General features: G+C 71.4%; 20 protein-coding genes. 16 read left to right on the top strand and 4 right to left on the bottom strand.

Translation table 11 applies throughout. The features are described from left to right. Positions 1–139: 139 nt before the first annotated feature. Positions 140–2,506, top strand: coding sequence for an ATP-binding protein (locus tag AWQ68_RS45785; RefSeq protein ID WP_281217722.1), 2,367 nt, complete (start codon positions 140–142; stop codon positions 2,504–2,506). A gap of 125 nt (positions 2,507–2,631) precedes the next feature. On the opposite strand, the gene AWQ68_RS23890 is transcribed toward AWQ68_RS45785, so the two are convergent. Continuing rightward, complete coding sequence (locus AWQ68_RS23890) at positions 2,632–3,177, bottom strand: hypothetical protein (RefSeq protein WP_157545639.1); 546 nt, start codon at positions 3,175–3,177, stop codon at positions 2,632–2,634. A gap of 534 nt (positions 3,178–3,711) precedes the next feature. Here AWQ68_RS23890 and thrS point away from each other — a divergent pair. Beyond that, a complete protein-coding gene (gene thrS, locus AWQ68_RS23895) occupies positions 3,712–5,688 on the top strand; it encodes a threonine--tRNA ligase (RefSeq protein WP_066943826.1) in 1,977 nt (658 codons plus the stop codon). 105 nt (positions 5,689–5,793) lie between these two features. On the opposite strand, the gene AWQ68_RS23900 is transcribed toward thrS, so the two are convergent. Then, entirely contained in the window at positions 5,794–6,327 is a 534-nt protein-coding gene (locus AWQ68_RS23900) for an Asp23/Gls24 family envelope stress response protein (RefSeq protein ID WP_066943828.1), read from the bottom strand. Positions 6,328–6,470: 143 nt separating this feature from the next. Here AWQ68_RS23900 and AWQ68_RS23905 point away from each other — a divergent pair, with 143 nt between their 5' ends. Further along, a complete protein-coding gene (locus tag AWQ68_RS23905) occupies positions 6,471–7,019 on the top strand; it encodes an HIT family protein (protein ID WP_218007000.1) in 549 nt (182 codons plus the stop codon). 82 nt (positions 7,020–7,101) lie between these two features. Here AWQ68_RS23905 and AWQ68_RS23910 read toward each other — a convergent pair whose 3' ends face one another. Both AWQ68_RS23910 and AWQ68_RS23915 read right to left on the bottom strand, forming a co-directional pair. Then, the gene (locus tag AWQ68_RS23910) at positions 7,102–8,727 is read right to left on the bottom strand and encodes a family 10 glycosylhydrolase (RefSeq protein ID WP_245656061.1); all 1,626 of its coding nucleotides are present in this window, start codon (positions 8,725–8,727) and stop codon (positions 7,102–7,104) included. Between the two features lie 130 nt (positions 8,728–8,857). Further along, positions 8,858–10,990: an elongation factor G-like protein EF-G2 gene (locus AWQ68_RS23915; protein ID WP_066943832.1), complete on the bottom strand. Its 2,133-nt coding sequence runs from the start codon at positions 10,988–10,990 to the stop codon at positions 8,858–8,860. A 243-nt stretch (positions 10,991–11,233) separates the two neighbouring features. Here AWQ68_RS23915 and pgsA point away from each other — a divergent pair, with 243 nt between their 5' ends. The 13 genes from pgsA (at position 11,234) to ruvA (ending at position 22,533) form a co-directional block, all read left to right on the top strand. After that, positions 11,234–11,842 (top strand): phosphatidylinositol phosphate synthase, encoded by a 609-nt coding sequence (gene pgsA, locus AWQ68_RS23920; protein WP_066943834.1) that lies wholly within the window; start codon positions 11,234–11,236, stop codon positions 11,840–11,842. Beyond that, positions 11,839–12,783: a phosphatidylinositol mannoside acyltransferase gene (locus AWQ68_RS23925; protein WP_066943836.1), complete on the top strand. Its 945-nt coding sequence runs from the start codon at positions 11,839–11,841 to the stop codon at positions 12,781–12,783. Before pgsA ends, AWQ68_RS23925 begins: the two co-directional genes overlap by 4 nt. Then, positions 12,780–13,913, top strand: coding sequence for a glycosyltransferase family 4 protein (locus tag AWQ68_RS23930; protein ID WP_066943838.1), 1,134 nt, complete (start codon positions 12,780–12,782; stop codon positions 13,911–13,913). Before AWQ68_RS23925 ends, AWQ68_RS23930 begins: the two co-directional genes overlap by 4 nt. Further along, a complete protein-coding gene (locus tag AWQ68_RS23935; RefSeq protein WP_066943840.1) occupies positions 13,910–14,452 on the top strand; it encodes a hypothetical protein in 543 nt (180 codons plus the stop codon). The genes AWQ68_RS23930 and AWQ68_RS23935 overlap by 4 nt, the downstream gene beginning before the upstream one ends. Before the next feature lie 132 nt (positions 14,453–14,584). After that, positions 14,585–15,592: a DUF3048 domain-containing protein gene (locus AWQ68_RS23940; RefSeq protein WP_245656062.1), complete on the top strand. Its 1,008-nt coding sequence runs from the start codon at positions 14,585–14,587 to the stop codon at positions 15,590–15,592. Positions 15,593–15,755: 163 nt separating this feature from the next. Then, positions 15,756–16,667, top strand: coding sequence for a pyridoxal 5'-phosphate synthase lyase subunit PdxS (gene pdxS, locus AWQ68_RS23945; RefSeq protein ID WP_084464336.1), 912 nt, complete (start codon positions 15,756–15,758; stop codon positions 16,665–16,667). A 151-nt stretch (positions 16,668–16,818) separates the two neighbouring features. Beyond that, positions 16,819–17,244, top strand: a complete 426-nt coding sequence (locus AWQ68_RS23950) for a MarR family winged helix-turn-helix transcriptional regulator (RefSeq protein WP_066943844.1) — start codon at positions 16,819–16,821, stop codon at positions 17,242–17,244. Between the two features lie 11 nt (positions 17,245–17,255). Next, on the top strand, positions 17,256–18,464 hold the full coding sequence (locus AWQ68_RS23955) for an MFS transporter (protein ID WP_084464337.1): 1,209 nt from the start codon (positions 17,256–17,258) through the stop codon (positions 18,462–18,464). Between the two features lie 68 nt (positions 18,465–18,532). Beyond that, positions 18,533–19,123 carry a pyridoxal 5'-phosphate synthase glutaminase subunit PdxT gene (gene pdxT, locus AWQ68_RS23960; protein ID WP_066943966.1) on the top strand — a complete coding sequence of 197 codons (591 nt, stop codon included), beginning with the start codon at positions 18,533–18,535 and terminating at the stop codon, positions 19,121–19,123. A 3-nt stretch (positions 19,124–19,126) separates the two neighbouring features. Further along, positions 19,127–19,882, top strand: a complete 756-nt coding sequence (locus tag AWQ68_RS23965; RefSeq protein WP_066943846.1) for a YebC/PmpR family DNA-binding transcriptional regulator — start codon at positions 19,127–19,129, stop codon at positions 19,880–19,882. A gap of 98 nt (positions 19,883–19,980) precedes the next feature. Continuing rightward, positions 19,981–21,135: a GNAT family N-acetyltransferase gene (locus AWQ68_RS23970; RefSeq protein ID WP_066943848.1), complete on the top strand. Its 1,155-nt coding sequence runs from the start codon at positions 19,981–19,983 to the stop codon at positions 21,133–21,135. Between the two features lie 110 nt (positions 21,136–21,245). After that, a complete protein-coding gene (gene ruvC / locus AWQ68_RS23975; protein WP_066943968.1) occupies positions 21,246–21,815 on the top strand; it encodes a crossover junction endodeoxyribonuclease RuvC in 570 nt (189 codons plus the stop codon). A 94-nt stretch (positions 21,816–21,909) separates the two neighbouring features. Further along, on the top strand, positions 21,910–22,533 hold the full coding sequence (gene ruvA, locus AWQ68_RS23980) for a Holliday junction branch migration protein RuvA (RefSeq protein ID WP_066943850.1): 624 nt from the start codon (positions 21,910–21,912) through the stop codon (positions 22,531–22,533). Positions 22,534–22,563 lie beyond the last annotated feature (30 nt).

Genomic DNA, 22,563 nt, shown 5'->3' on the forward strand with positions numbered 1-22,563 from the left:
CGGCACGGCGGTCCAGGTGGGTGGGAACGCGCCGGGTCACCGGCCCGCGCGGCCCGTTACAGCCGAGACATAACCTGGATTCTGTCGAGTCCGGTTTCCGTGCCCGGCGGTCCGCGAACTGAGGCGTTTGATGGCGGCGATGACAACCCAGACATCGAAGCGTGCACACAACAGGCTGCCCACCGAGGTGACGAGCTTCGTCGGCCGCCGCCACGAGGTGGCCGAGGCCAAGCGGATGCTGTCCCAATCCCGCATCGTGACGTTCACCGGCCCCGGCGGGGTCGGCAAGACCCGGCTCGCGCTCCGGATCGCCGCCGACGTGCGCCGGGCCTTCCCCGACGGCGTCTGGCTGGTCGAGCTGGCCGCGCTGGACGACCCCGGCATGCTGTGCCGGACCGTGGCCGAGGCGCTGGAGATCCGCAACCAGTCGTCCCGCCCGTGCTTCGACGTGCTCGCCGACCACCTCAGGGACAGGCAGGCGCTGCTGGTCCTGGACAACTGCGAGCACCTGCTGCCGGAATGCGCCGTGCTCGTGGAGACGCTCGCGCGGGCCACCTCCGACCTGCGGGTCCTCGTCACCAGCCAGCAGGCCCTGGGCGTCGCCGGGGAGCAGACGCTGGCCGTGCCCGCGATGTCGCTGCCCGACATGGACGGCGTCGTCCTGCCGCTGGAGACGCTCACCCAGCTCGACGCCGTACGCCTGTTCGCCGAGCGGGCCTCCGCCGTGGTGCCCGGATTCACCGTCACCGAGGCCAACCACGAGACGGTGGAGCGGATCTGCCGCAGGCTGGACGGCATACCGCTCGCGCTCGAACTGGCCGCGGTGCGGCTGCGGGCGCTCTCCCTCGACCAGTTGCTCGACCGGCTGGACGACCGGTTCCGGCTGCTCACCGCGGGATCGCGCGCCGTGCTCCCGCGCCACCGCACGCTGCGCGCGCTGATCGACTGGAGCTACAGCCTCTGCACCGAGCAGGAGCGGCTGCTGTGGGCGCGGGTGTCGGTCTTCGCCGGAAGCCTCGACCTGGAGGCGGCCGAGGAGGTCTGCTCCGGCGACGGGATCGCCAGGGAGGACGTCCTCAACCTGGTGATCGGCCTGGTCGACAAGTCCATCCTGATCCCCGACGAGCAAAGCCCGGCCATGCGGTACCGGATCCTGGACACCATCCGCCAGTACGGCAGGGAGCGCCTGGAGGAGATCGGCCAGGAGGAGGCGCTGCGGCGACGGCATCGGGACTACTACCGGGACCTGGCGGCGGAGGCGGACCGGCTGCTCTTCGGCCCCGACCAGGTCGCCTGGTTCACCCGCCTGCAGCACGAGCACGCCAACCTGCGCACGGCCCTGGAGCACTGCTTCGGACAGGGGGAGACCCGCGCCGGCCTGGAGATGGCGACCGACCTCATCTACCACTGGACGACCGGCTACTACCTCGGAGAGGGCCGCGGCTGGCTGGAGAAGGGCCTGGCGGCGGAGAGCGAACCGAACCTGACCCGGGCCAGGGCCCTGTGGTGCGCGTCGTGGCTGGCGATCATCCAGACCGAGATCGCCGCCGCCGAGGACATGCTGGCGGAGGCGCGGGCCATCGGCGAGCGGCTGGAGCTGTCGCAGGTCCTCGCGTACGTCGCCCTCTTCTCCGGCATGACCGCGATGTGCCGGGACATGCCGGCCGAGGCGATCGCGCTGTACGAGGAGGGGGTGCGCCGCGCCCACGAGATCGGCGACCCGGTGGCCGAGGCGCTCGCCCGCAACCGGCTCACCCTCGTCCGCTCGGTCGTCGGCGACTCGGACGCGGCGATCGCCGAGGGGGAGCGGTGCGTCGCCCTGTGCGACGCGTACGGCGAGCAGTGGCACCGGGCGTACGCGCTGATGGCGCTCGGGGTCGAGTACTGGCGGCGGGGCGACGCCGCCCGCGCCGCCGAGCTGGCCAAGGAGAGCCTGCGGTTCAACCGCTCCCTGGACGACATGCTGGGCGCGGGACTCAACATCGAGGTGCTCTCCTGGATCGCCGCGGGCCAGGAGCAGTACGAGCGGGCCGGACGGCTATGCGGCGTGCTGGGGACGATCTGGGAGTCCCTCGGCACGACCCTGTCGAGCTACGGATACCTGATGCCGTACCAGGAGGAGAGCGAGGACCGGACCCGCCGCGGGCTCGGGGAGACCGGATACCGCGCCGCGGTGCGGCGGGGCACCAGGCTCGCGTACGAGGAGGGGGTCGCCTACGCCCTGGAGGAGGCCCCGGAGGAGGAGCGGGTGGAACGGCCCGCCGACATTTCGCCGCTGACCCCGAGGGAGACGGAGATCGCCCAGCTCGTCGCGCAGGGCATGAGCAACAAGGAGATAGCCGCGACGCTGGTGATCGCGCAGCGCACCGCCGAGGGGCACATCGAGCACATCCTGAGCAAGCTCGGGTTCAACTCGCGCGCCCAGATCGCGGTCTGGGTCCGCGAGCGCGACCACGCCGCCGGGGAGCGCGCCGACAAGGGCGAGCGCGGCACCGGCGGCCCCTGACCGGACGCGGCACGAGGTGTCGCGCGGCCGGCGCGGGCCTCGGCGGGCAGGCCAGGCGCGTGCCCAATGCCCATGACCACGACGGGCGGGCCCGTCGCAACGGCCTGTGGTGCGCGGCGGCGCGGTCAGCGCCGTGTGGTGTCGTGAGCGTGGCGGGGACGTCCCACGGACGGGAACTCGGCCCAGACGGCGACGCCCGTGGCCGTGTGGACCCGGCCCCAGCAGCAGGCGAGCCGTTCGAGCGCCTGCCGATCGACCACGTCGGCCCGTCCCCGAGCCGGGGAGGCGACGCGTCCCCCACGGCGGCCCGCGCCGAGGGGCTCGGCCTCGGGGCACGTCCCCGAGGAGGGCCGGGCATCAGCGTCCTCGGCCTCGACCTCCGCGCGGAGCGTGTCGTCGACGAGGTAGAGGCTGAGCCGCATCGGCCCGCCCGCGAGCCGCAGGGCTTCGCCGACCAACTCCGTCACCAGCGGGTCGGCCACGCCGCGCCGGTCGCGCAGCCCCCAGAGGCCGAGCTGGTCGCGGACCAGCCGCCGGGCCCGGCGTACGCAGGACGCGTGCCCCTCGAGCACCCAGGACGCGCTGTCCGGCTCGCCCTCCCCAGGTGACGGGGCGTGCCGACCGCCGTCTCCGAAGGCGAGCCCCAGAGCATGCGCGAAAGCCTGTGCCAACGTTCGCCGGCCGTGCCCGAAACGACGATCGGCGCCGTGACGGCCTTCCTGGTCGACAGTGTCCGCCGGCGCGGACGGTGACGCGTGCTCGCCCATGACTCATTCCCCCCGGGTCCTCGTCCGCGTGGGACCTCCCCGGGACACCTTCTTCCCGGACCCCCGCTCAAGGAATGGGGATAAATCCCCGTATAAGTACCTATCTCGCACTAAAGCGCCTCATAGGGCGGGTCACGTGTGACGGTACGGACGAAGAGGGACAGGCGGGAACGGGTGACCGGCCGGATCGGGCGGCGACATCGGCGACCTTCCCGATGAGATCCGTACGCGGCGGCCGAGGGCCGAGTCGCCCGAGGCGCCTGGGCGCGGAAAGCGAACTGTGATCGATGAGATGGGGGATAAGCGCGCGAATTCGCCTCGACGGCACCGGTAGCATCGGAAGGTAACCATCGGAAGGTGAGGTGCCGCGAGCGCGTCGCACTCCTGCGCGGCTCCGCCGGTCGTCTCATCCATCGGGAATCGAGCAAGGAGCTACCCGTGTCTGCCGCCCTCGAAATACGCATCACCCTCGCCGGAGCCGAGCGCGTGGTGGCGGCGGGCACGACGGCCGGGCAGGCGCTCGACGCCGACGGCCGGTCGGTCATCGCCGCCCGGGTCAACGGAGAGCTGCGCGACCTGGCCGCCGAGGTGGCCGACGGCGACGTGATCGAGCCGGTCGCCATCGACAGCGCCGACGGCCGCGCCATCCTGCGCCACTCCACCGCGCACGTGATGGCCCAGGCCGTGCAGGAGATCTTCCCGGAGGCGAAGCTCGGCATCGGCCCGCCGGTGGAGAACGGCTTCTACTACGACTTCGACGTCCAGGAGCCCTTCACCCCGGACGACCTCAAGCGCGTCGAGAAGCGGATGCGCGAGATCGTCAAGCAGGGCCAGACCTTCCGACGGCGCCCGGTCGGCGACGAGGAGGCCCGCGAGGAGCTCGCCGGCGAGCCGTACAAGCTGGAGCTGATCGGTCTCAAGGGCGGCGCGGCCGACGCGGCCGACGGCGCGGACGTCGAGGTCGGCGGCGGCCAGCTCACCATCTACGACAACCTCGACCCCAAGTCGGGCGAGCTGTGCTGGAAGGACCTGTGCCGGGGCCCGCACCTGCCGTCCACCCGGGTCATCCCGGCGTTCAAGCTGATGCGCAGCGGCGGCGCGTACTGGCGCGGCAGCGAGAAGAACCCGCAGCTCCAGCGCATCTACGGCACCGCCTGGGAGTCGCGGGACAAGCAGGACGAGTACCTCCGCATGCTTGAGGAGGCCGAGAAGCGCGACCACCGCAAGCTGGGCGCCGAGCTCGACCTGTTCTCCTTCCCCGACGAGCTGGGCTCGGGCCTGCCGGTCTTCCACCCCAAGGGCGGTGTGATCCGGCGGGTCATGGAGGAGTACTCGCGCCGCAAGCACGAGGAGGCGGGGTACTCCTTCGTCAACACCCCGCACATCACCAAGGAGAACCTCTACAAGATCTCCGGTCACCTCGACTGGTACGCGGACGGCATGTTCCCGCCCATGGAGCTTGAGGGCGCGCGGTACTACCTCAAGCCGATGAACTGCCCGATGCACAACCTCATCTTCCGGGCCCGCGGCCGTTCCTACCGTGAGCTGCCGCTGCGCCTGTTCGAGTTCGGCACCGTCTACCGGTACGAGAAGTCCGGCGTGGTCCACGGCCTGACCCGGGTGCGCGGGCTCACCCAGGACGACGCGCACATCTACTGCACCCAGGAGCAGATGCGCGACGAGCTGAAGTCGCTGCTGCGGTTCGTGCTCGACCTGCTCCGCGACTACGGCCTCGACGACTTCTACCTGGAGCTGTCCACCAAGGACCCGGAGAAGTACGTCGGCTCCGACGAGGTGTGGGAGGAGGCCACCCAGACGCTGCGCGAGGTGGCCGAGTCCGAGAAGCTCGAACTCGTCCTCGACCCGGGCGGCGCGGCCTTCTACGGCCCCAAGATCTCGGTGCAGGCCCGGGACGCCATCGGCCGCTCCTGGCAGATGTCGACCATCCAGCTCGACTTCAACCTGCCCGAGCTCTTCGAGCTGGAGTACCAGGCGGCCGACGGCAGCCGGAAGCGGCCGGTCAAGATCCACCGCGCGCTGTTCGGCTCGATCGAGCGGTTCTTCGGCGTGCTGGTCGAGCACTACGCGGGCGCCTTCCCTCCGTGGCTGGCCCCGGTCCAGGTCGTCGGCATCCCGATCGCCGACGCGCACGCACCGTACCTGCAGGATGTCGCCAAGCGGCTGCGGGAGCGGGGTGTCCGGGTCGAGGTCGACACGGCCGACGACCGGATGCAGAAGAAGATCCGCAACGCGCAGAAGGCCAAGGTGCCGTTCATGCTGCTCGCGGGTGACGACGACATCGCCAGCGGCGCGGTCTCCTTCCGCTACCGCAACGGCGAGCAGAAGAACGGGGTGCCGATCGACGAGGCGATCGCCGAGATCGTCGACGCGATCGACCGCCGGATCCAGGTCTGATCACAGCCGGGCGCCGTTCCCCTCACGGGAGCGCCGCCCGGCCGTCGCGAGCCCCCGCCGCCCGGAAGGAGCGGCGGGGGCTTTCGCGTCCGGACGGCGGAGGGGTCAGGTCGCCTCGTCGTCCTCGGCGGCGCGGCCGTTCCGGCCCTCGCCCGGCAGGCGCACGTCGTCCACGGTCACGTTGACCTCGACGACCCGCATCCCCAGCATCCGGCTCACCGACCTGGCCACGTTGACCTTGACCTCGGCGGCCACGTCCATCACCACGTGCCCGTACACGATGACGATGGTCACGTCCACCGCCACCTGCTGGTTCTCGATCTGCGCGCGCACGCCCTGGGTCGCCCGCTTGGAGCCGACGCCGATGCGGTCCCGGACCGCCTCGAAGGCGCGCTCGAAGTCGCCGCCCAGGTCGGCCACACCGGGGATCTCCAGCGCGGCGAGCGCCGCGACCTTCTCGACCACCTCGTCGGCGACCTTGATGCGGCCCTTGACGACGGACGCTCCCAGCAGGCCGGACACGCCGTCGCCCGCCGTGCCATCGGAGGTCTCCCGTGCGGCGCCCGGATCGGCCGGACCGCCGACGGGCTCCTCGGCCCGCTCCTCGACCGGTTCCTCGATGGTGGCGACATCGGACATCTGAACACTCCTCGGAGAATGGAAGATCCGTGGGCTCGCTCAGCACGTGATTCTGCCGGAACCTGATGTGATTTATCCGGTATCTACGGATCTCGCCGGAGCCGTACGCGAGGCCCGCCATGGGCCGCAATATGCTGGCCCGCATGACGAACGAGCCGGAGCTGCAGCCGGGAGCGGGAGTGCCTGACGCGTTTGGGAGGCTCTGGACTCCGCACCGCATGGCCTACATCAAGGGGGAGAACAAGCCCAGCGGGTCGGGGCCCGGGGACGGCTGCCCGTTCTGCGAGATCCCCGCGATGAGCGACGAGGACGGCCTCATCGTGGCCAGGGGCTCCGCCGTTTTCGCCGTGCTCAACCTCTATCCGTACAACTCGGGCCACCTGATGGTGTGCCCGTACCGGCACGTCGCCGACTACGCCGACCTGGACGAGGCGGAGACCGCCGAGCTGGCCGACTTCACCAAGCGGTCGCTGCAGGCGCTGCGCAAGGCGAGCGGCGCCCAGGGGTTCAACGTGGGCATGAACCTGGGCCAGGTGGCGGGCGCCGGCATCGCCGCCCACCTGCACCAGCACGTGGTGCCGAGGTGGGGCGGCGACACGAACTTCATGCCGGTGGTGGGGCAGACCAAGGTGCTGCCGCAGCTCCTGCGCGACACCCGGGAGCTGCTCGCCGACGCCTGGCCCTCCGCCTGAAACCCGAAGGTCTCCCGGCCTGGAAAGGTCGCGACCGGGGAGGGCGGCGTGAGAGACGTCGCCCGGACGGACGCCGCCCGGATCAGGGGAGCTTGACCGTGACCCGCGCGGCGTCGCTCTCGTTGTTCAGCCGGTCGAGGGCGGTGACGAAGTAGTCGCCGCCCTCCTTCGCCGCGTACGCCGGGCTGCCTTCGGCCGGGACGAGTGCCACCAGGTGCCGCGCGTCCACGGTCGCGCAGTCGGCGTTCTTGCCGTCGGCCCGGTAGACGGCGTACGCCCGCGCGCCGTCCGCCGGGCTCCAGGTCAACGTCCCGGCGGAGCTCTTCAGGTTCGCCGGCGTGGCCGGGGCGCCGGCCGGCAGGCCCTTGATCAGCGGAAGCAACGCGGGGCGCGTGTAGTGGTTCTTCTCGAGCCGGTCCAGCACGCCCAGCGGGTTGGCGGCCAGGCCCTTGGCGCTGAAGTAGACGTCGCCCTTCACCTCGGGGTAACGCCGGTTCACCGTCAGGTGGGAGGGCATCTCCGCCGGTTTCGTCCAGGCGGGGGTATCCCTGGTGCCGACGCGGTAGAGCGCCTGGCCGATGTAGAGATCGACGTCGGTGCCGCGCACCGCCTCGGCCCACCAGGGCACCAGCGCGTCGTAGTCCGCCGCGGCGAACCCGCGCGGCCAGTAGAGCTGCGGGATGAGGTAGTCCACCGACCCCGCCTTGATCCACGCCTTCGCGTCCGCGTAGATCGCGTCGTAGGCCGACATGCCCTTGGTGGCCGATCCCTTCGGGTCGTCCGACTCGTTGCGCCAGATGCCGAACGGGCTGATCCCGAACTTCACGTACGCCTTCGTCTTGTGCACGGCCGAGGACACCTGCGCGACGAGCTTGTTGACGTTCTCGCGGCGCCAGTCGGCCAGCTTGACGCCCTTGCCGTACTTGGCGTGCGCCGCGGCGTCGGCGAACCGGGTGCCGTTGCCCGGATACGGATAGAAGTAGTCGTCGAAGTGGACCCCGTCCACGTCGTAGCGGCGCACCACGTCGGTGACGACCCTGGTCACCCAGGCGCGCACCTGCGGCAGCCCGGGGTTGTAGTAGAGCTTCCCCTCGTGGCTGACCGTCCAGTCGGGGTGGAGCCGCGCCGGGTGCCCGGCCGGGAGCGCCGCGGCGTTCGCCGCCCCGTCCGCCGCGCGGTACGGGTTGAACCAGGCGTGGAACTCCAGGCCGCGCTTGTGCGCCTCGGAGATCAGGAACGGCAGCGGGTCCCAGCCCGGGTCCTTGCCGGCGGTGCCGGTGAGGTACTTCGACCAGGGTTCGAGCGAGGAGCGGTAGATCGCGTCCGACTCCGGCCGGACCTGGACGAACACCGCGTTGAGCCGACGCTGGACGGCCTCGTCGAGGATCTTGACGTACTCGGCCTGCTGCCGGGCGGGGGAGAGGCCGGGCTTGGAGGGCCAGTCCGTGTTGTGCACGGTCGCGATCCACACCCCGCGAAGCTGCCGCTTGGGATGGGAGCCGCTCGCCGTGCAGGTCTCCGCCGCCGTGGCGGCCCGCACCGTCGTGGTCTTCTTCGGGGCGGGCTGGGGGCCGAACGCGTAGGCGGCTCCGGCGCTCGCCCCCGCGATGACCAGGCTCGCCAGAAGCGGGACGCGTATCGACCGCGGCCGATCCGGCGCGCCTTCCTCACTGCTCGCCCGCATGCGGCGGCCCTCCCGATTCGCCATGGGTCCTCAGTTTGTCATCGACCGGCCGATGGTTTGGCCGGAAGAGCAAACCCGATGGCGAAAACGCGGGGATCGTCCCGTACCGGCGGCCGGGCGCCGGTGGTCCGGCGCCCGGCCCGCGGGTACGGGATCAGTGCTCGGCCGCGGCCGCGACCTTCTCCGCGAGGTGGGCCGGGAGCGGCTCGTAGCGCAGGAACTCCCGGTGGAACGTCCCCGTCCCGTGGGACATCGAGCGCAGGTCCACCGCGTACCGGGTGATCTCCAACTCGGGGACCTCGGCCTTGACGAGGGTGCGTCCCCCGCCCGCCGGCTCGCTGCCGAGCACGCGGCCGCGACGCGAGGACAGGTCCGACATCACGGCGCCGACGAACTCGTCGGACACCAGGACGGAGACCTCGTCCACGGGTTCGAGCAGCAGTGCGGACACCTTGGCCGCCGCCTCCTTCAACGCGAGCTGCCCCGCGACCTGGAAGGCCATGTCCGAGGAGTCGACGGAGTGGGCCTTCCCGTCGTAGAGCGTGACGCGGATGTCCACCACCGGATATCCGGCCAGCACGCCGCGTTCCATCTGCGCCCGCACGCCCTTCTCCACGGACGGGATGAACTGGCGGGGCACCACGCCGCCGACGATCTTGTCGACGAACTCCAGGCCGCCTCCCGAGGGCAGCGGCTCGACCTCGATGTGGCAGATCGCGTACTGTCCGTGGCCGCCGGTCTGCTTGACGTTGCGGCCCATGCCCTGGGCCCGGCCGCCGAAGGTCTCGCGGAGCGGCACCCGGAGCGGGATCCGCTCCACCTCCACGCCGTACCGCCGGGACATCCGGTCGAGCAGGACGTCGGCGTGCGCCTCTCCCATGCACCACAGCACGAGCTGGCGGGTCTCGGCGTTGTTCTCCAGCCGGAGCGTCGGATCCTCGGCCACCAGGCGGGCCAGCGCCTGGCTGAGCTTGTCCTCGTCCGCCTTGGACCGGGCCTGGATCGCGACCGGCAGCAGCGGCTCGGGCATGTCCCAGGCCTTCATCAGCAGCGGCCGGTCCTTGTCCGACAGGGTGTCGCCGGTCTCGGCCCGGGACAGTTTGGCGATCGCGCAGATGTCCCCGGCGACGCACTTGGACACCGGGCGCTGCGTCTTGCCCAGCGGCGAGCCGAGCCCGCCGATGCGCTCGTCCACGTCGTGGTCCTCGTGCCCGCGGTCGGCGAGCCCGTGTCCCGACACGTGGACGAGCATGTCCGGGCGCAACGTTCCGGAGAACACCCGGACCAGGCTGATCCGCCCGACGTACGGGTCGCTCGTGGTCTTGACGACCTCGGCAACGAGCGGGCCGTCGGGATCGCAGGTGATGTTCGTCACGGCCTTGCCGTCGATCGTGGTGATCTCGGGCAGCGGGTGCTCCAACGGTGACGGGAAGCCCTGCGTGACGACCTCGAGGATCTCGATCATCCCCGTTCCCGGGGCGGCCGCCAGCACCGGATAGAAGCTGCCCCGCGCGACGGCCTTCTCCAGGTCGTCGATAAGGATCTTGGTGTCGATGGACTCGCCCGAGAGGTAGCGGTCCATCAGGGACTCGTCCTCGCTTTCCTGGATGATCCCCTCGATCAGGTCGCCGCGGTACTGCCCGATCAGGGCGAGCTGCTCCGCGTCGGGCTCCCGGTCGGCGCGGGCGCCGCCGGAGTAGTCGAGGAACCGCTGGGACAGCAGGCCGAGCAGCCCCCTGCCGTCGACCGGCAGGTACAGCGGGGCCACGCCGTCGCCGAACGCGTCCTGGCAGCTCGCGAGCACCTCGTCGAAGTTCGCGCGGTGGTGGTCGATCTTGGTGATGACCACGGCGCGCGGCATGCCGACCAGGCCGCACTCCTCCCAGATCATCCGGGTGAGCCCGTCCACGCCGTCCACGGCGGAGACGACGAAGAGCGCCGCGTCCGCCGCCCGGAGCCCGGCGCGAAGGTCGCCGACGAAGTCCGCGTATCCCGGCGTGTCGAGAAGATTGATCTTGATGCCGTTGTGTACGAGCGGGGCGAGAGAGAGGTTGACCGAGCGCTGCTGGCGCACCTCCACCTCGTCGAAGTCGCTGACCGTCGTGCCGTCCTCCACCCGTCCGGGGCGGGGGACGGTGCCCGTCGCCGCCAGCAGCGCCTCGATCAGCGTGGTCTTGCCGGCTCCGGAATGGCCGACCAGCACGACATTGCGCACCATGTCCGGCCGATCGGCCGAGGGTGCCCTGCCCGCGGCCCCTGCGGGGCCGCCGTTCGCCTTTTCCGCCACTTCGCCTCCCGGATCTGCGAGCGGCCGGGGCGCCGGCCGCTCTGCCGTCGCTGCGCGCGCCACCCGGACGCCGGCGGAGCCCCTCGCCCCGGGTCGTCCTGGCCGGGCGGCCCGTCCTCCCCGCCGGGAATCCCAGGCGCGTGTTCTTCACCTTTTACCCATGTGGCGCAGATCACAAGACCTATCTCCGGAATGGGCTTGGTCGCCTCACCAGGCGTTCCATGGCCTACGATCGGGAGCGCGATGCTGAACATCCTGCGCCCCGTCGTCACCCGAGTGCTGACCCCCCTGGGGCGGGTGCTCGCCCGCCACGGGATCTCCCCCGACGTCGTCACCGCGGTCGGCACGCTGGGCGTGGTGGCCGCGGCGCTGACCCTCTTCCCCATGGGCCACCTCTTCTGGGGTGCGCTCGCGATCACGATCTTCGTCCTCGCCGACCTGCTCGACGGCGTGCTCGCCAGAATGAGCGGCGGCACGGGCAGCAAGTGGGGGGCCTTCCTCGACTCGACCCTCGACCGGCTCGGCGACGCCGCGATCTTCTCCGGGCTCATCCTCCACTTCATCCTTGAGGACGAGCCGGAGATCGTCCTCGCGGGCGTGGCGCTCTTCTGTCTCGTCGCGGGAGCATTGGTGTCATACGCCAAGGCTCGGGCGGAGGGGCTCGGGATGACGGCGAACGTCGGGATCGCCGAGCGCGGCGAACGGCTCGTCGTCATCCTCGTCGCGACCGGGCTCTCGGGCCTGGGCGTGCCGTACATCCTGGCGGCCGGGCTGTGGCTGCTCGCGGCGGCGAGCGCGGTCACGGTCGTCCAGCGGATGGTCCACGTCTACCGACAGGCGGTGGTCAGGTGAATCGCCCCGACGGGCGGCTTCCCGTTGCCGATCGGATCGTCGCGGCGAGCTACTCCGCGGGATGGGTGGTGGTCCGGCGCCTCCCCGAGCGCCTGGCCCGATGGATCTTCCAGAGCATCGCCGACGTGATGTGGCGCCGGCGGGGCAAGGCCGTACGCCGGCTGGAGTCCAACCTGGCCCGCGTCGTCGGCGCCGACGCCGGCTCCGCGGCGGTGCGCGAGCTCAGCCGGGCCGGGCTGCGTTCGTACTTCCGCTACTGGGTCGAGGCGTTCCGCCTCCCCTCCATGAATCGCGAGCGGATCCTCCGTGGCACCCGCGCCGGCGGCGAGCAGGCGATCTTCGACAACCTCGCCAGGAACCGCGGCGTGGTGCTCGCCCTGCCGCACATGGGCAACTGGGACGTCGCCGGAGCCTGGCTGGTGCACAAGGGGCACCCGTTCACCACCGTGGCCGAGCGGCTCAAGCCCGAGTCGCTGTTCGAGCGCTTCCTCGCCTACCGGCAGAGCCTCGGCATGGAGGTGCTGCCGCTCACCGGCAAGGACGGCGGCAGCGGCATGGCGTTCGGCACGCTCGCCCAGCGGCTGCGGGCGGGCCGCGCGGTCTGCCTGCCCGCCGACCGCGACCTGACCGCGTCCGGTGTCGAGGTCGACTTCTTCGGCGCGCGCACCCGGATGGTCGCCGGGCCCGCGCTGCTCGCGATCCAGACCGGGGCGGCCCTGTTGCCCGCCACCCTGTGGTTCGAGGAGTCCGGCTGGGGGTTGCGGGTCCACGAGGAGATCCCGATCCCCGAGGAGGGCACGCGCCGGGACAAGGTCGCCGTCATGACCCAGCAGATGGCGTCCGTGTTCGAGAAGGGCATCGCCGAGCACCCGGAGGACTGGCACATGCTCCAGCGGCTGTGGCTCGACGACCTGGAGCCGCGACCCGCGGGCGCGTCATGAGGATCGGCATCGTCTGTCCGTACACCTGGGAGGTGCCGGGCGGCGTCCAGGCCCACGTGCGCGACCTCGCCGAGGCGCTCATCGCCGACGGCCACTTCGTCTCGGTCATGGCCCCGGCGGGCGACGACGCCCCGCTGGAGCCGTACGTCGTCTCGGCGGGCCGCGCGGTGCCGGTGCCGTACAACGGGTCGGTGGCGCGGCTGGCGTTCGGCTTCCTGTCGGCCGGGCGGGTCCGCAAGTGGATCCGCGAGGGCCGGTTCGACGTGCTGCACGTCCACGAGCCCGCCGTGCCGTCCCTCGGCCTGCTCGCCTGCTGGGTGGCGCGCGGCCCGATCGTGGGGACGTTCCACGCCTCCTACGAGCGCTCCCGCGCCATGTCGGTGGCGGCGCCGATGCTGCAGAGCGCGCTGGAGAAGATCACCGCGCGCATCGCGGTCTCCGACGCGGCGCGCAAGACCCTGGTCGAGCACCTCGGCGGCGACGCCGTGCTGATCCCCAACGGCGTCACCGTCAGCCGGTACGCCGAGGCCGAGCCGCTGCCCGGCTGGGGGCCGGACGGCGGCGTCATCGGCTTCCTCGGGCGGATGGACGAGCCGCGCAAGGGGCTGCCCGTCCTGCTGTCGGCCTTCGAGATCCTCGCCGAGGAGCGGCCGGACGTGCGGCTGCTGATCGCCGGCCCCGGCGACGCGGCCGACGTGCTCGGCCGCCTGCCCGAGCGGCTCCACGACCGGGTCGGGCTGCTCGGCATGGTCAGCGAGGGCGACAAGGCGCGCGCCTACCACTCCGTGGACGTCTTCTGCGCGCCCAACCTGGGCGGTGAGAGCTTCGGCATCGTGCTCACCGAGGCGATGTCGGCCGGAGCGCCCATCCTGGCCAGCGACATCCCCGCGTTCCGGCGGGTGCTCGGTGACGGCCAGGCCGGCGCGCTGTTCGCCACCGGCGACGCGGCCGCCCTGGCCAAGGAGGCGGCCCGGCTCCTCGACGACCCCGGGTGTCGCGCCAAGTTGTCCGACGAGGCGCGGCAGGCGGTGCGCAAGTACGACTGGTCCACCGTCGCCCGCGACGTGTCGCGCGTCTACGAGACCGTGACCGACGCGACCGCCGGTGTGGTGGAGGACGACGCTTCGTGACGACCACGGTCCTGATCCTCGTGGTGGGCGTGATCGTCGTGCTCACCGCCGTCTACATCTCCTGGCGGGCCGGCCGGCTCGACCGGCTGCACATCCGGCTGGAGACCGCGCAGGCCGCGCTCGACGCGTCCCTGCTGCGGCGGGCGGCGGTCTGCCTGGAGCTCGCCGGGTCGCGCATCCTCGACCCCGCGACCTCGCTCGTGCTCGCGGCCGCCGCCCACGAGGCCCGTACGGCGGGGCCGGACGAGCGCGAGCACGCCGAGAGCGACCTGTCCCGGACGTTGCGCGCGGTCGTCGGCCAGGACCGGTTCCGGGAGAGGCTGGCCGAGCACGCCACCGGCCCGGAACTGCTGGAGGAACTCGACGCCGCGGTGGCCAAGGTGGTCTACTCCCGGCGCTTCTACAACAACGCCGTCGACGTCACCCGCACGGCGCAACGCCGATGGCTGGCGCGTACGCTCCGCCTGGCGGGTCACACGGAATATCCTCGGTTCTTCGAGATCGACGACGCGCCTCCGGCGGCCCTCGCGGCGGAATAGCCGCTTTTGACCGTTCCAAGCGGGATCTACTATCCGGCACCGGTAAGCTCGTTGCCATTTCGCGGCGCGAGCCGGTCCAGATACGGCGTTTCCTGCTGGTCTCGGCTGGTTCTCCAAGGGAGGAGCTTGAGGGTGCGGGCGCAACGGATGATCGGTGTCACGCTTGGTCTGGGGGCGGTTCTCGCCGGCGCCGCGTGCTCCTCGGACAGTGACAAGCCGCCGGTCGCGCAGCCCCAGGCCGCGACCGCCTCCCCGTCGCCGACCCCGCCGCCCGAGCACCCGTTCACCGGCCGCCCGGTCACGCAGCGCCGTCCGGTGCTCGCCGTGAAGATCGAGAACACCTCGGCCGGCAAGCCGCAGATGGGCGTGCGCAGCGCCGACATCGTCTACGTCGAGCAGGTCGAGGGCGGGCTCACCCGTCTCATGGCGATCTTCTCGTCGAAGCTGCCCACCCAGGTGGGGCCGGTCCGCAGCGCCCGGATCTCCGACCTGCACATCCTGCCGCAGTTCGGCAAGCCCGCCCTGGCGTACTCGGGTGTGCAGACCAAGATGATCCCGTACGTGCAGAAGGCGTCGCTGTTCGACGTCTCCGACAGCAGCACGCCCGGCGCCTACTTCCGCGCCCAGGGCCGGTACGCGCCGTACAACCTGTTCGCCACCCCCCGCAAGCTGCTGGCGAAGGCGTCCCAGGCGACCAAGGCGGACGACGTCGGCTTCGTTTTCTCCGACGAGCCGCCCGCCGGGGGAGTGCCGCAGAAGAAGGTACGCGTGCGCTACCCCGCGGCGAACTTCGAGTTCGCCTGGTCGGAGACGCAGAAGCGCTGGCTGGTCACCCAGGACGGCAAGAAGGACATGGCGGCCGAGGGCGGCCAGCAGGGCGCGCCGACGATCGTGGTGCAGTGGGTGAAGACCGAGAGGTCGGAGTTCCACGACTTCACCGGCAGCTACACGCCCCTGGTCCACAGCGTCGGCAAGGGCACCGGCGTCGTGCTGCGGGACGGCATGGCGTACAAGGTCAGGTGGGAGCGCCCCTCCGAGGAGGGGGGCACCACCTACACCATGGCCGACGGGTCGCCGATGCCGTTCGCGCGCGGCCAGGTCTGGGTCGTGCTCGCCTCGCGCAAGCCCATCGCCCCCTGACGAGCGCATACGGAAACCCGCGCCGGGGCCGGGCGCGACGGAGGAATGGGCGCGGCGTACAAAACGCGGCATGAACCCTTACAGGATGGTGCGTCGGGCCAAGGTTCGGTCAGGACCTACCATGGGAAGGGAATCCACCGATCAGCCGTCGTGAGGTAGCAACGTGTCCAGCAGCACGCCCGAAGTCAACGAGACCGCCGTCGGCACCGCCCGCGTGAAGCGGGGCATGGCCGAGATGCTCAAGGGCGGCGTCATCATGGACGTCGTCACGCCCGAGCAGGCCAAGATCGCCGAGGACGCGGGAGCGGTCGCGGTCATGGCGCTGGAGCGCGTCCCCGCCGACATCCGCGCCCAGGGCGGGGTTTCCCGGATGAGTGACCCCGACATGATCGAGGGCATCATCAGCGCCGTGTCGATCCCGGTGATGGCCAAGGCCCGGATCGGCCACTTCGTCGAGGCCCAGGTGCTGCAGGCGCTTGGCGTCGACTACATCGACGAGTCCGAGGTCCTCACCCCCGCCGACTACGCCAACCACATCGACAAGTGGCGTTTCACCGTCCCCTTCGTCTGTGGGGCCACCAACCTGGGTGAGGCGCTGCGCCGCATCACCGAGGGCGCCGCGATGATCCGCTCCAAGGGCGAGGCCGGCACCGGCGACGTCTCCAACGCCGTCACCCACATGCGCACGATCCGCGCCGAGATCCGGCGGCTCACCTCGCTGGCCGAGGACGAGCTGTACGTCGCGGCCAAGGAGCTGCAGGCGCCGTACGAGCTGGTCGCCGAGGTGGCCAAGACCGGCAAGCTCCCGGTCGTGCTGTTCACCGCGGGCGGCATCGCCACCCCGGCCGACGCCGCGATGATGATGCAGCTCGGCGCCGAGGGCGTCTTCGTCGGCTCCGGCATCTTCAAGTCCGGCGACCCGGCCAAGCGCGCCGCCGCCATCGTCAAGGCGACCACGTTCTACGACGACCCGGACGTCGTGGCGAAGGTGTCGCGCGGCCTGGGCGAGGCCATGGTCGGCATCAACGTGGACGACATCCCGGTGCCGCACCGCCTGGCCGAGCGCGGCTGGTGACCCGCGTGTGATCTCGCCGGTCTGATCCGCTGAGAAACGGCGGCCCCGCCACCGGGGCCGCCGTTTCGCTTTCCGGAAGCTCCTGGAATATCAGGCATATGAGGGGCCCTCCGGGCGAATAGTTAGTCAGGCTAAGTTAGTATGGCAAACTATGACGACGGATGACACGCAGGCGCTGGCCGAGCGCCTGTCCCGCGAACTGCGCCACCTGGTGATGCTGCTGCGCCGCACGACGGCGGGCCAGCCGATCACCACCCAGCAGTACGGCGTGCTCGGCTCCCTGGAGGGCGGCGGCCGGCGGATGACCGAGCTGGCCGAGGAACACGGGGTGCAGCTCCCCACCATGACGGTGCAGATCAACCGGCTGGAGGACGCCGGGCTCGTCGCGCGCGCCGCCGACCCGGCCGACGCCCGCGTGCGCACCGTCGAGCTCACCGAGGAGGGCCGCGCCCGGCTGCACGCCGTAAGGGAGGCGAGGATCGCTTATCTCAGCCGCCAGCTCGGCTCCCTCACCCCCGAGGAGCGCGCCGCCATCGACGTCGCCCTGCCCGCCCTCGCCAAGCTCGGCCGAAGCTGAAGGAGTACCAGTTGTCGCAGCCATCCGGAGGACTCCTCCGTCAGCCCGTCTCGGTGTGGGCCACCGCGTTCGCCGCGGTGGTGGCCTTCATGGGGATCGGGCTCGTCGACCCCATCCTCCCGTCGATCGCGCAGGGCCTGCGGGCCACGCCCAGCCAGGTGTCGCTGCTGTTCACCAGCTACTTCCTGGTCACCGCGGTCGCGATGCTGATCACCGGCTGGTTCTCCAGCCGGATCGGCGGCAAGCGCACCCTCCTGCTCGGCCTCGCGCTCGTCGTCGTCTTCGCCGCGCTGGCCGGGACCTCCGACACGGTCGGCCAGCTCGTCGGCTTCCGTGCCGGATGGGGCCTCGGCAACGCGCTCTTCGTGGCCACCGCGCTCGCCGTGATCGTCGGCGCGGCCAGCGGCGGCGCGGAGAAGGCGATCATCCTCTACGAGGCCGCGCTCGGCCTCGGCATCTCCCTCGGCCCGCTGGTCGGGGCGCTGCTCGGCGACTGGAACTGGCGCGCGCCCTTCTTCGGCACGGCGACGCTGATGGCCGTCGGGTTCGTCCTGATCGTGACCCTGCTCGCGCCGACGCCCAAGCCTGCCGTACGGACCCGGCTGAGCGACCCGATCCGCGCGCTGGCCCACGGCGGCCTGTCCACCACCGCCTTCACCGCGCTCTTCTACAACTTCGCGTTCTTCACCGTGCTGGCGTTCACGCCGTTCATCCTCGGCATGTCCGCGTACGGCATCGGCGCGGTGTTCTTCGGATGGGGCGTGTGCGTGGCGCTGGCCTCCGTCTTCGGCGCGCCGTGGCTGCAGCGCCGCCTCGGGTCGGTCCGCGTGCTGCTGCTCTCCCTCGCGCTGCTCGCCGTCCTCCAGGTGGGCATCGCCCTCTCCGGGCAGGCCGGGACCGTGGTCTTCGTGATCCTGTGCGGCATCCCGATCGGGTTCAACAACACGATCTTCACCGAGGCCGCGATGGAGGTGTCGGACGCGCCCCGTCCCGTCGCCTCGGCCGGCTACAACTTCGTCCGCTGGATGGGCGGGGCGCTCGCGCCGTACATCGTGACCAAGCTGGGTGAGGAGTTCGGCGAGGCCGTGCCGTACTACGTGGGGGCGGCCTGCTGCGTGGTCGGCATCGCGATCCTGTTCGCCCGGCGGCACCATCTGGCCGCGCTCGACCACGTCGACACCGATCACACCTTCCAGGACGCGTCGCCCGCACAGGCATAAAACATGCGGTTTGGGACGTTCTGCGCCTTGGTTCTACGCTGGGACCACCGCCGGACGAAAGGATGACCGTGACGACTGCGCCGCTTATCGGCGTGCTCGCCCTGCAGGGCGACGTGCGCGAGCACGCCCGCGCCATCGAGGACGCGGGGGCGAGGGCGATGGCCGTACGCCGCAGGAGCGAACTGGACGCGGTCGACGCGTTGGTCATCCCGGGCGGGGAGTCCACCACGATGTGGAAGCTCGCGACCGCGTTCGACCTGCTCGAACCGCTCAAGCTGCGCATCAAGGAGGGGCTGCCCACGTACGGCTCCTGCGCGGGGATGATCATGCTGGCCGACCGCATCGAGGGCGGCGTCGAGGGCCAGGAGACGATCGGCGGCATCGACATGGTCGTCCGCCGCAACGCCTTCGGCCGCCAGGTCGACTCCTTTGAGGCCGACCTCGACTTCGCCGGACGCGGCACCGTCCGGGCGGTTTTCATCCGCGCACCCTGGGTCGAGTCGGTCGGCGCCGACGTGGAGGTGCTGGGCACAGCCGAGCCCGGGGGTAGGATCGTCGCGGTCCGACAGGGACCTCTGCTCGCGACGTCCTTCCACCCCGAGCTGACGGGCGACGCGCGGGTTCACTCGTATTTTGTCGAAATGGTGAGGGAGTTCTAGGCGATGTCCGGCCACTCCAAATGGGCGACGACGAAGCACAAGAAGGCCGCGCTCGACTCCAAGCGCGGCAAGCTGTTCGCCAAGCTCATCAAGAACATCGAGGTCGCGGCCCGGACCGGCGGCCCCGACCCGGACGGCAACCCGACCCTCTACGACGCCATAACGAAGGCGCGTAAGAACTCCGTCCCCATCGACAACATCGAGCGGGCGCGCAAGCGCGGCGGCGGCCTGGAGGCCGGCGGCGCCGACTGGCAGACCATCATGTACGAGGGCTACGCCCCGGGCGGCGTGGCCGTCCTGATCGAGTGCCTCACGGACAACCGCAACCGCGCGGCGTCCGAGGTCCGGGTCGCGCTGACCCGCAACGGCGGCTCGCTGGCCGACCCGGGTTCGGTGTCGTACATGTTCAACCGCAAGGGCGTCGTCCTCGTGCCGAGGGCCGGCGACCTCTCCGAGGACGACGTGCTGCTGGCCGTCCTCGACGCGGGCGCCGAGGAGGTCAACGACCTCGGCGACAACTTCGAGGTGGTGTGCGAGGCCACGAACCTGGTCCCGGTCCGCTCCGCCCTCCAGGACGCCGGCATCGAGTACGAGTCGGCCGAGCAGAGCTTCCTGCCGAGCATGAACATCCCGCTCGACGAGGAGGGCGCCCGCAAGGTCTTCCGCCTCATCGACGCCCTCGAGGACAGCGACGACGTGCAGAACGTCTGGGCCAACTTCGACGTCTCCGACGAGATCATGGAGAAGCTCGAGGCGTAGATTCGCCCGTGGGTCCCGCCGCCGCCCTGTGAGCGGCGCGCGGGTCACACGGAAAATCGATTGGCGCGGGACCGGTCGTCAGCATATTTTGTCCGATCGTGGACATTCGTGACCTCACCGTCGATGATCTCGACGCGGTGCTCGACAACCGTAAGCGGGCCTTCGGCCCCATCTCCGGCAGCGACGTCGAGACGTGGCGCGAACTGGTGGTGCCCGTGTTGCCGACCGGGCGCTTCATCGGCGCCTTCGACGGTCCCCGCCTGGTCGCCACGGCTCGGATCAACGCGTTCACCCAGTGGTGGCACGGCCGGCCGATGCCGATGGGCGGCGTCGCGAGCGTCACCGTCGCCCCCGAGGACCGGGGCCGCGGCGTGGGCCGGGCGATCATGCAGGCCGTCATCGAGCGTACGGCCGAGCTCGGGGACGTCGTCTCCGCGCTCTACCCCGCCACCACGCCGCTCTATCGGAGCATGGGCTGGGAGCACGCGGGCGGCCTGACCAGGGCCACCCTCCCCACCGAGGCGCTGCGCGGGCTCGGCACGGACGGCCCCGGCGTCAAGCTGCGCCGGATGGGCCCCGACGACGCGCCGGAGCTGATCGCGACCATCGGGCGGATCAACGCCGCGACCCGCGCCTCCGGCCCGGTGTGCTACGACGAACGCACGTGGCGGCTGTGGCTGGCCGAGGACGACGACTTCTGTTACATCGCCGACGACGGATTCCTGATCTACCGGTGGGACAGCGGTGACATCGAGGTCGACAACTGCGTGGCCGGATCCGAGGCCACCGCGCGGGCCCTGTGGTCCATGGTCGGCAGCGCCTCCTCGATCGCCAAGTCCGTCACGGCGATCGTCGACCCGTACGACCCGGTGCTCTGGCTGCTCCGGGAGCGGAGCAAGGACGAGATCCGGCAGACGCGCTGGATGTTCCGCGTGATCGACCTGGCCGCCGCCGTCGCGCGGCGCGGCTTCCCCGCCGGGATCTCGGTGGACACCGTCATCCAGGTGGAGGACCCGCAGCGGCCGGCGAACAGCGGCGCCTGGCGGCTGGAGATCTCCTCGGGGGCGGGATCCGTCACCCCGTCGTCGGGAACCGGGCCCGCCTTCGGCGTCCGCGGCCTGTCCGCGCTGTTCGCGGGCGTCCCCATGGCCGCGCTGCGCCGTACCGGCCTGGTCGCGGGCGGCACCGCCGAGGACGACGAGGCGCTCGACGCGGCCTTCCACTGCGCCGCGTACATGCTCGACTACTTCTGATCCGCCGTTACCCGTGATCTCGCGCCTCCGCCGGGAGTAGAGTTCTTCGCCGAACACGTGTTCGGCGAAGAGTGGATCCCGGGGGAGGCGTTCTCGTGCGGTTGCCCGAGCTGAGGGTGATGGGGGTCGATCCGGGGCTGACCCGGTGCGGCCTCGGAGCGGTCGAGGGCCGTCCGGGCGCGCCGCTGCGCATGGTGGCCGTCGGCGTGGTGCGCACGCCCGCCGAGGACGACATCGGCGCCCGGCTGGTCGCCATCGAGGCCGAGATCGAGCGCTGGCTCGACGAGATCAAGCCCGACGCGGTGGCCGTGGAGCGCGTCTTCGCCCAGCACAACGTGCGCACGGTCATGGGCACCGCGCAGGCGTCCGCGGTCGCCATCACCTGCGCCGCGCGGCGCGGCCTGCCGGTCGCGCTGCACACGCCGAGCGAGGTCAAGGCCGCCATCACCGGGAACGGCAACGCCGACAAGAAGCAGGTCGGCACCATGGTGACCCGCGTGCTCAGGCTCGACGCCATGCCGAAGCCCGCCGACGCCGCCGACGCCCTGGCCCTCGCCATCTGCCACGTCTGGCGCGGCGGCGCGCAGAACCGGCTGGCCCAGGCCCTGGCCGGGCGGGGACGACCCGGCGCGGCCGTCGCGCTCCAGCCGGGGTACCGCCATCCCGGGGCCGGGCGGTGACCCGGGAGACGTCGCCGGCCGCGGCGATGTCGGCGGCTTCTGGTAGGACTGGGGTCCGCGAGGCAGGGCGGGCCGATGGGGGAGGGAACGCGCAGTGATCGCATCCGTGGCGGGCCGGGTGGCCGGGGTCGGGCCGGAGGCCGCCGTGATCGAGGTCGGCGGGGTCGGCATGCTGGTGCACTGCACGCCCGGCACGCTGGCCGGGTTGCGGGTGGGCGAGCCCGGCAGGCTCGCCACCTCGCTCGTGGTTCGCGAGGAGTCGCTCACGCTGTACGGCTTCGCCTCCGAGGACGAGCGGACCGTGTTCGAGATGCTGCAGACGGCGAGCGGAGTGGGGCCGCGCATCGCGCTCGCCATGCTTGCCGTCCACACGCCGAGCGCGCTGCGGGTGGCCGTCGCGACCGCCGACATCAAGGCGCTGACCATGGTCCCCGGCATCGGCCAGAAGGGCGCCCAGCGCATCGTCCTGGAGCTCAAGGGCAAGCTCGGCACCCCGGAGGACGCGGTCAACGCCGCGCTCGGCGGCGGCGCGCCGGTGCCGCCTCCCTGGCGCGACCAGGTCCACTCCGGCCTGGTCGGCCTCGGATACTCGGCCAAGGACGCGGACGAGGCCGTCGCCGCGGTGGCGCCCGAGGCCGACGCAGAGGTGGCGGCCGGCCGGTCCCCCCAGGTCGCCGTGCTGCTCAAGTCGGCCCTGCGGGCGCTGAGCGTCCGGTGAGTCGTCCGATGAACGTTTCAGCGCGCCACC

The sequence above is a fragment of the Microtetraspora fusca genome (assembly GCF_001570365.1).
Classification (GTDB): domain Bacteria; phylum Actinomycetota; class Actinomycetes; order Streptosporangiales; family Streptosporangiaceae; genus Microtetraspora; species Microtetraspora fusca.